Source organism: Streptococcus infantis, from assembly GCF_047460405.1.
In the GTDB taxonomy this organism is placed as follows: Bacteria; Bacillota; Bacilli; order Lactobacillales; family Streptococcaceae; genus Streptococcus; species Streptococcus infantis_Q.
Genome location: NZ_JASHGH010000058.1, coordinates 1 through 510, shown reverse-complemented (window position 1 = coordinate 510; position 510 = coordinate 1). Strand labels below are relative to the sequence as shown.

Annotated in this window: 2 protein-coding genes; both read left to right on the top strand. The window is 29.8% G+C overall.

The features are described from left to right. Nucleotides 1–96: IS3 family transposase (locus QM928_RS10030; protein WP_414295075.1), on the top strand; the 96-nt coding region annotated here is incomplete at its 5' end. Between the two features lie 185 nt (nt 97–281). Then, nucleotides 282–510 (top strand): cadmium resistance transporter (locus QM928_RS10025; protein WP_414295158.1); only part of this gene is annotated, 229 nt, incomplete at its 3' end.

The window sequence follows — 510 nt, the reverse complement described above, 5'->3', positions numbered from 1 at the left end:
ATTGTAGACTATATTGATTACTACAACAATAGACGGATTAAGGTAAAACTAAAAGGACTCAGTCCTGTGCAATACAGAACTAAATCCTTTGCTTAAATTAATTGTCTAACTTTTTGGGGTCAGTACATTTCAAGCGTTTTTTCTTTTTTCAATTTTAATACATTTCACTATATTTCAGTCCAATCTCTACCTTCTTATCTATACTTTGATGGAGCTGAAGTTGACATCTACAAAGTTTAATGTTAAAATACATTCAAAAATATATTTGAATGAGGTGTTTTATGGTTCAAAATGTTGTTACTTCAATAATCCTGTATTCTGGGACAGCCGTAGACTTACTTATTATCCTAATGTTATTTTTTGCCAAAAGAAAAAGCAGAAAGGACATCATTAACATCTATTTAGGACAATTTCTAGGCTCTGTTAGTCTAATATTGCTAAGTTTACTTTTTGCATTTGTCTTAAATTATATTCCTAGTAAAGAGATTTTAGGTTTGCTCGGTTTGATTC